Origin of the sequence: Deinococcus pimensis DSM 21231, from assembly GCF_000519345.1 — a bacterium.
GTDB classification, from domain to species: domain Bacteria; phylum Deinococcota; class Deinococci; order Deinococcales; family Deinococcaceae; genus Deinococcus_A; species Deinococcus_A pimensis.
This window is the reverse complement of the sequence record NZ_KI912664.1, coordinates 2,195-9,031: the sequence shown is the minus strand read 5'-3', so window position 1 is coordinate 9,031 and position 6,837 is coordinate 2,195. Positions and strand designations below refer to the sequence as shown.

Sequence of the window (6,837 nt, the reverse complement as noted above, 5' to 3'; positions counted from 1 at the left end):
GCCCCGGCGAGGAGTTCGCCCCAGGCGGCGTACACGGCGGCGCCCGTCGCGCCGCGCGCGAGGAGGGCGTCCACGAGGTCGCGTTCGGGTTTCGGTCCGCGCAGGGCCCGCAGGAGGGCGCCCAGGGAGCTGGTCTCGGTCATTGTGTTTCTCCACGAGGAAGGGCGGTCTTTTTGTGGATTCGAACTTCACCCGCAGCCTACCAGTTGTTAGGCTGCCCGTATCGACAACCCGCCGCGCGCCCGGAGGCCGCGCAGGACCACCCTCCGGGCACGCCCTTCCAGGAGGAACACCGTGCCCACCGAACCCGCATTCGAGCCCGCGAGGACGTCCGCGTGAAGCTCGCCCGTTTCATCTCCCGGGGACGCGCCCTCACGGGCCGCCTCGAAGGGAATCTGCTCGTGGACCACGCCGGGGAGGCGCACCGCCCCGAGGACGTCACCTTCCGCCTGCCGGTGGACCCGCCGAAGGTCATCGCGCTCGCGCTGAACTACCACGACCACGCCGGTGAGCTCGGGCTGACGCAGCCCAGCGAGCCCGCGCTGTTCTGGAAGCCCAACACGACCCTGCTGCCGCACGGCGGCACCGTCATCTACCCGCGCGGCGCGGAGTTCATGCACTACGAGGTGGAGCTCGGCGTGATCATCGGCCGTGACGCCCGCCGCGTGAAGGCGAAGGACGCCATGGAGTACGTGGGCGGCTACACCATCGGCAACGACCTCGTCGTGCGCGACTACGTCACGAACACCTTCCGGCCCCCCCTGCGCGGCAAGGGCTGGGACACCTTCGGACCGCTCGGGCCGTACTTCGTGACCGCCGACGAGATCCGCGACCCGCACGACCTCACCCTGCGCGCCTACGTCAACGACGAACTGCGGCAGGAGGGCAGCACGAGGGACATGATCTTCTCCATTCCCGAGCTGATCGAGCACATCTCGCGCTTCATGACCCTCCAACAACACGACGTGATCCTCACGGGCACCCCGAAGGGCATCTCGCACGTGCGGCCCGGCGACGTGATGCGGCTGGAGGTGGAGGGCCTCGGCACGCTCGTGAACGACGTGCAGATGGAGACCGAGGACGCGGAGCCCATCCAGGGCCGCGAGGACAAAGAGCCCGTCTGGGACGGAAGGTGAGGGCATGACGGTCATCACGAGAACCGAACCCGAGAAGGTGACGCGCCTGCGCGAGGGCGTCGCCGCGCGCGGATTGAAGCACTTCGTCGGCGGCGAGTGGGTGGACGCCCTGGGCGGCGAGACCTTCGAGACGCTCTCCCCCATCGACGGGAGCGTCATCGCGCGCGTCGCGCGCGGCGACGCCGCCGACGTGGACCGCGCGGCGCGCGCGGCAAAGGAGGCCTTCCCCGCGTGGCGGGACCTCAAGGGGACGGAACGGAAGAAGATCCTGCACCGCGTCGCGGACCTCATCGAGGCGCGCGCGGACGAGATCGCGCACCTCGAGACGCTCGACACGGGTCAGGCGATCCGCTTCATGAAGAGCGCCGCGGCGCGCGGCGCGGAGAACTTCCGCTTCTTCGCGGACCGTGCGCCGGAGGCCCGTGACGGCCTGACCCTCCCCACCGAGGGCTTCCTGAACTACACGACCCGCACCCCCATCGGGCCGGTGGGGGTGATCACGCCGTGGAACACGCCGTTCATGCTGTCCACCTGGAAGATCGCCCCGGCGCTCGCGGCGGGCTGCACGGTCGTGCACAAGCCCGCCGAGTGGAGTCCCGTCACGGCGACCCTGCTCGCGGAGATCATGCACGAGGCGGGCGTCCCGGCGGGCGTCGTGAACCTCGTCCACGGGTACGGCGAGACGGCGGGCCGCGCGCTCACGGAGCACCCCGACATCCACGCCATCGCGTTCGTCGGGGAAACCACGACGGGCAGCCACATCATGCGGCAGGGCGCGGACACCCTCAAGCGCGTCCACTTCGAGCTCGGCGGGAAGAATCCCGTCGTGGTGTTCGCGGACGCGGACCTCGAGAAGGCCCTCGACGCGGTGGTGTTCATGATCTACAGCCTCAACGGGGAGCGCTGCACGTCCAGCAGCCGCCTCCTCGTGGAGGACGCGATCTACGACGAGTTCACCGCCCGCGTCGCCGAGCGCGCCCGGAGCATCCGCGTGGGCGACCCCTTCGATCCCGCGACGGAGGTGGGACCCCTCGTGCACCCGCGTCACACGCAGAAGGTCGCGTCGTACTTCGACCTCGCCCGGCAGGAGGGCGCGACCGTGGCGGCGGGCGGCGAGGTCATCGAGGGGAACTTCGTGACGCCGACGCTCTTCACGGGCGCGCGGGGCGACATGCGCGTCAGCCAGGAGGAGATCTTCGGCCCCGTCCTGACGGCGATTCCCTTCACGGGGGACGCGGAGGCGCTCTCGCTCGCGAACGGCGTGCGCTACGGCCTCGCCGCGTACCTCTGGACGAACGACCTCACCCGCGCGCACACCTTCGCGGGGGGCCTGGAGGCGGGCATGGTGTGGGTGAACAGCGAGAACGTGCGGCACCTGCCGACGCCCTTCGGCGGTGTGAAGAACAGCGGCATCGGCCGTGACGGCGGCGACTGGAGCTTCGACTTCTACATGGAGACGAAGAACGTCGCGATCAGCCTCGGAACCCACAAAACGGCGCGGCTCGGGGTGGGTCAGGCCCAGCCCGCGAAGGACGCGGCGGACAGGAAGCTTGCAGAGTGAAGGAGGAGTGACCAGCATGGGAGCGAGAACCGGAGCGCAGTTCCTCGAAGGCCTCAGGCGCAACCCGCCGACGCTGTACATCGACGGCGAGCGCGTGCAGGACCCCACCACCCACCCCAAGACGATGCACGTGGCGCACTCCCTGGCGGGGCTCTACGACCTGCAGCACGATCCCGCGTACCGTGACGTCCTCACGTACGAGGAGAACGGCGAGCGCTACGGCATGAGCTTCCTCGTGCCCCGCACGAAGGAGGACCTGCGCCGCCGCGGCGACATGCACAAGGCCTGGGCGGACGCGAGCCTCGGCTTCATGGGCCGCACGCCCGACTACATGAACGTGAACCTCATGGCGGCCGCGATGGCGCCCGAGTACTTCGAGGGCTGCGAGGGGAGCGGCCCCGTGGGCTCGGGCCGCAACTACGGCGAGAACATGCGCCGCTACTACGAGTACGTGCGGGATCACGACCTGTGCCTCACGCACGCCCTGACGAACCCGCAGGTGAACCGCGCGAAGATGGCCTCCGAGATGCCCGACCCCTTCATCGCGCTCGGCGTGGTCAGGGAGACGGACGAGGGCATCGTCGTGCGCGGCGCGCGCATGATGGCGACCCTGCCCATCGCGGACGAGATCCTGATCTTCCCGTCCACGGTCCTCAAGGAGAACGCCGACAAGAGCCAGTACGCGATGGCCTTCGCCGTGCCGACGAACGCGCCGGGGCTGTACTTCCAGTGCCGCGAGCCCTTCGACCTCGGGCGGGACGTGGAGGACCACCCGCTGAGCTCGCGCTTCGACGAGCAGGACGCCTTCGTGATCTTCGACGACGTGCTCGTGCCGTGGGAGCGGGTGTTCCTGCTGTACGACGTGAAGCTCGCCAACCAGGCGTACGGGCGCACGACGGCGGTGCTGCACATGGCGCATCAGGTGGTGTGCGGCAAGATCGCGAAGACCGAGGCCCTGCTGGGCGTCGCGCAGAGCATCGTGAACACCATCGGCTCGGGGCAGTTCCAGCACGTGCAGCAGAAGGTCAGCGAGTTCATCGTGACGCTGGAGATCATGAAGGCGCTGCGCGTCGCCGCCGAGGAGGGCGCCACCGTCAACGACTACGGCGTGATGACCCCGGCGCGCGGACCGCTGGACGCGGCGCGCAACTACTACCCGCAGGTGTACCCGCGCCTCAACGAGCTGATCCAGCTGCTCGGCGCGTCGGGCATCATCATGATGCCGACGAAGGCGGACCGCGAGGGCCCGATGGGGCCGCACATCGCGAAGTACCTGCAGGCGGGCAACGGCACCGCCGAGGAGCGCCTGCGGCTCTTCCGCCTCGCGTGGGACATGACCCTGAGCAGCTTCGGCGCGCGGCAGAACCTGTACGAGAAGCACTTCTTCGGTGACCCGGTGCGGATGCAGTGCGCCCTGTACGAGGTGTACGACAAGGCCCCGTACGTGGAGCGCGTGCGCGGCTTCCTGGAGCGGCGCGAGACGCCGTTGACGGTGGCTGCCGATGATTGACGTCATCCGCGTCGCGCACTGCGTCCTGTACGTCACGGACCTGGAGCGCTCGCGCGAGTTCTACGTGGGGCTGCTGGGTCTGAACGTGCTGCACGAGACGCCGGGCGCGCTGTACCTGCGCGGCGTGGAGGACCGCGAGTGGACCCTCAAGCTCCAGCTCGCGCCCGAGGCGGGCGTGCGGCACGTCGCGTACCGCGTGCGGGGCGAGGCGGACCTCGACGCGCTCGTGGCGCTCGCGGAGGCGCGGGGGCTGCCGTGGCGCTGGGAGGAGGAGCTCGACCGCCCGAGGCTGCTGCGGATGCAGGATCCCTTCGGGACGCCCGTGGCGTTCTACGCCGAGAGCCGCACGCACCGCTGGCTGCTGCAGGACTACCACCTGCACCGCGGGCCGGGCCTGCAGCGCGTGGATCACGTGAACGTGATGAGCCCCGACGTGGAGGGCACCATGCGCTGGTACATGGATGAACTCGGGTTCCGCCTGTCGGAGTTCACGGAGGACGACGACGGGAACGTGTGGGCCGCGTGGATCCAGCGGCGCGGCGCGGTGCACGACCTCGCGCTGACGAACGGCACGGGACCGCGGATGCATCATTTCGCGTACTGGATGCCGGACGCGATGAGCATCATCCGGGCGTGCGACATCCTCGCGGGCGCGCGGATGCCCCAGGCGATCGAGCGCGGGCCGGGGCGGCACGGCATCTCCAACGCGTTCTTCCTGTACGTCCGTGACCCGGACGGGCACCGCATCGAGCTGTACACGTCGGACTACGTGACGGTGGACCCGGACTTCGAGCCGGTGCGCTGGCATCTCGACGATCCGCGCCGTCAGACGCTGTGGGGCGCGCGGACGCCGAGGAGCTGGTTCGAGGAGGGCTCGCTGCTGGAGGCCTTCGAGGGGGGCTGGGTGACGCCGCGCGAGGGTCGACTGCGGGGCCTGCCGGTGCACGTCATCTGAATGAAGTTGCACGACATTGCACGATCACGCAGTCGGGGCGCGCCTCGTGAGATACTGTACGTCGTAACGACAGTTCACCGGGCGCTCCCTCACGGGCGACGCCCACGGTCCGCCACGTCCGCGCCGCCCGGCGCGGTCCGCGTCCCACCCCACCCCGGAGGTCCCGCATGAACCGCCTCATCCTGTCCGCCGTCCTCATCTGTGCCGCCACCGCCCTCGCCGACGTCAACGTGGGCGTCGTCGTCTCCACGACGGGTCCCGCCGCGTCGCTCGGCATCCCGGAGCGCAACACGGTGTCCCTGCTGCCGACCACCATCGCCGGGCAGAAGGTGAACTACATCGTCCTCGACGACGCGTCCGACACGACGACCGCCGTCACGAACACCCGCAAGCTCATCCAGGAGAACAAGGTGGACCTCATCATCGGGACCACCACGACGCCCGCGAGCCTCGCGATGATCGACGTGGCGTCCGACGCGAAGGTCCCCATGATCTCCCTCGCGGCGTCCGAGGCGATCATCAAGCCCGTCGACGCGAAGCGCTCCTGGGTCTTCAAGACCCCGCAGACGGACGCCCTCATGGCGGCGGCAGTCGTGCAGCACATGGCCGCGAACGGCGTGAAGACCGTCGGCTACATCGGCTTCAACGACGCCTACGGCGAGGGCTGGCTGGCGGAACTCCGCAAGAACGCGGCGGCGCGCAACATCCGTATCGTCGCGACCGAGACGTACAACCGCACCGACACCAGCGTCACCGGACAGGCCCTCAAGATCGTCGCGGCGCGTCCCGACGCCGTGCTGATCGGCGCGTCGGGCGTGCCGGGCGTGGTGCCGCAGAAGGCCCTCAAGGACCGCGGCTTCGCGGGCAAGATCTACCAGACGCACGGCGTCGCCAACCCGGACTTCCTGCGCGTCGGCGGCAAGGACGTGGAGGGCGCCATCCTGCCCGCCGGGCCGATCCTCGTGGCGAGCCAGCTTCCCGACACGAACCCCAACAAGAAGGTCGGGCTGGCCTACACGAAGCTCTACGAGGACAAGTACGGCGCGGGCACCATCAACACCTTCGGCGGGCACATGTGGGACGCTGGCCTGCTGCTTCAGAAGGCCCTGCCGCGCGCCCTGAAGGCCGGGAAGCCCGGCACGCCCGCCTTCCGTGACGGCCTGCGCGACGCGCTCGAAGGGACGCGCAACGTGATCGGCACGCACGGCATCTTCAACCTGTCCTCCACGGACCACCTCGGCCTCGACGCGCGCGCCCGCGTGATGGTGACGGTCGAGAACGGCACCTGGAAGCTGCTGAAGTAGGTCTTCGGCCGTCAGCGGTCAGTCATCAGTTCCAGGGACGCCTCCTCACCGACGGCTGACCGCTGAGGGCTGACGGCTGATCGCTGACGGCTCCTCCGAAGGAGAACCCCCTTGGACTTCCAGATCGCCTCCATCCTCGCCGCCGACGGCGTCACGAACGGCGCGGTGTACGCCCTGCTGGCGCTCGCGCTCGTCCTCGTGTTCGCCGTGACGCGGGTCATCTTCGTCGCGCAGGGCGAGTTCGTGACCTTCGGCGCGCTCACCCTCGCGTCGCTGCAGCTGGGGCGCACGCCGGGCACGCTGTGGCTGCTGCTGGCCGTGACGGCCTTCGCGGCGCTCGTGGAGGCCGCCGGTCACCTGCGAGCGCGCCG

General features: G+C 69.7%; 5 protein-coding genes and 1 pseudogene. All 6 read left to right on the top strand.

Annotated elements, in window-relative coordinates; all coding sequences use genetic code 11:
* The first annotated feature begins 335 nt into the window (after positions 1-335).
* A complete protein-coding gene (locus DEIPI_RS0117610; protein ID WP_027482626.1) occupies positions 336-1,136 on the top strand; it encodes a fumarylacetoacetate hydrolase family protein in 801 nt (266 codons plus the stop codon).
* Between the two features lie 4 nt (positions 1,137-1,140).
* The gene (gene hpaE, locus DEIPI_RS0117605) at positions 1,141-2,697 is read left to right on the top strand and encodes a 5-carboxymethyl-2-hydroxymuconate semialdehyde dehydrogenase (RefSeq protein WP_027482625.1); all 1,557 of its coding nucleotides are present in this window, start codon (positions 1,141-1,143) and stop codon (positions 2,695-2,697) included.
* Positions 2,698-2,713: 16 nt separating this feature from the next.
* Positions 2,714-4,207: a 4-hydroxyphenylacetate 3-monooxygenase, oxygenase component gene (hpaB, locus tag DEIPI_RS0117600; protein WP_027482624.1), complete on the top strand. Its 1,494-nt coding sequence runs from the start codon at positions 2,714-2,716 to the stop codon at positions 4,205-4,207.
* On the top strand, positions 4,200-5,162 hold the full coding sequence (hpaD, locus tag DEIPI_RS0117595) for a 3,4-dihydroxyphenylacetate 2,3-dioxygenase (RefSeq protein WP_027482623.1): 963 nt from the start codon (positions 4,200-4,202) through the stop codon (positions 5,160-5,162). The genes hpaB and hpaD overlap by 8 nt, the downstream gene beginning before the upstream one ends.
* A gap of 167 nt (positions 5,163-5,329) precedes the next feature.
* Entirely contained in the window at positions 5,330-6,466 is a 1,137-nt protein-coding gene (locus DEIPI_RS0117590) for an ABC transporter substrate-binding protein (RefSeq protein ID WP_027482622.1), read from the top strand.
* Between the two features lie 111 nt (positions 6,467-6,577).
* Positions 6,578-6,837 (top strand): annotated as a pseudogene (locus DEIPI_RS40245) (branched-chain amino acid ABC transporter permease); the annotation flags it as partial.

What these genes read in the sequence shown, in the direction of transcription:
- hpaE (WP_027482625.1), top strand. Translation starts at nt 1,141, where the DNA reads ATGACGGTCATCACGAGAACCGAACCCGAGAAGGTGACGCGCCTGCGC.
- hpaB (WP_027482624.1), top strand. Translation starts at nt 2,714, where the DNA reads ATGGGAGCGAGAACCGGAGCGCAGTTCCTCGAAGGCCTCAGGCGCAAC.
- hpaD (WP_027482623.1), top strand. Translation starts at nt 4,200, where the DNA reads ATGATTGACGTCATCCGCGTCGCGCACTGCGTCCTGTACGTCACGGAC.
- DEIPI_RS0117590 (WP_027482622.1), top strand. Translation starts at nt 5,330, where the DNA reads ATGAACCGCCTCATCCTGTCCGCCGTCCTCATCTGTGCCGCCACCGCC.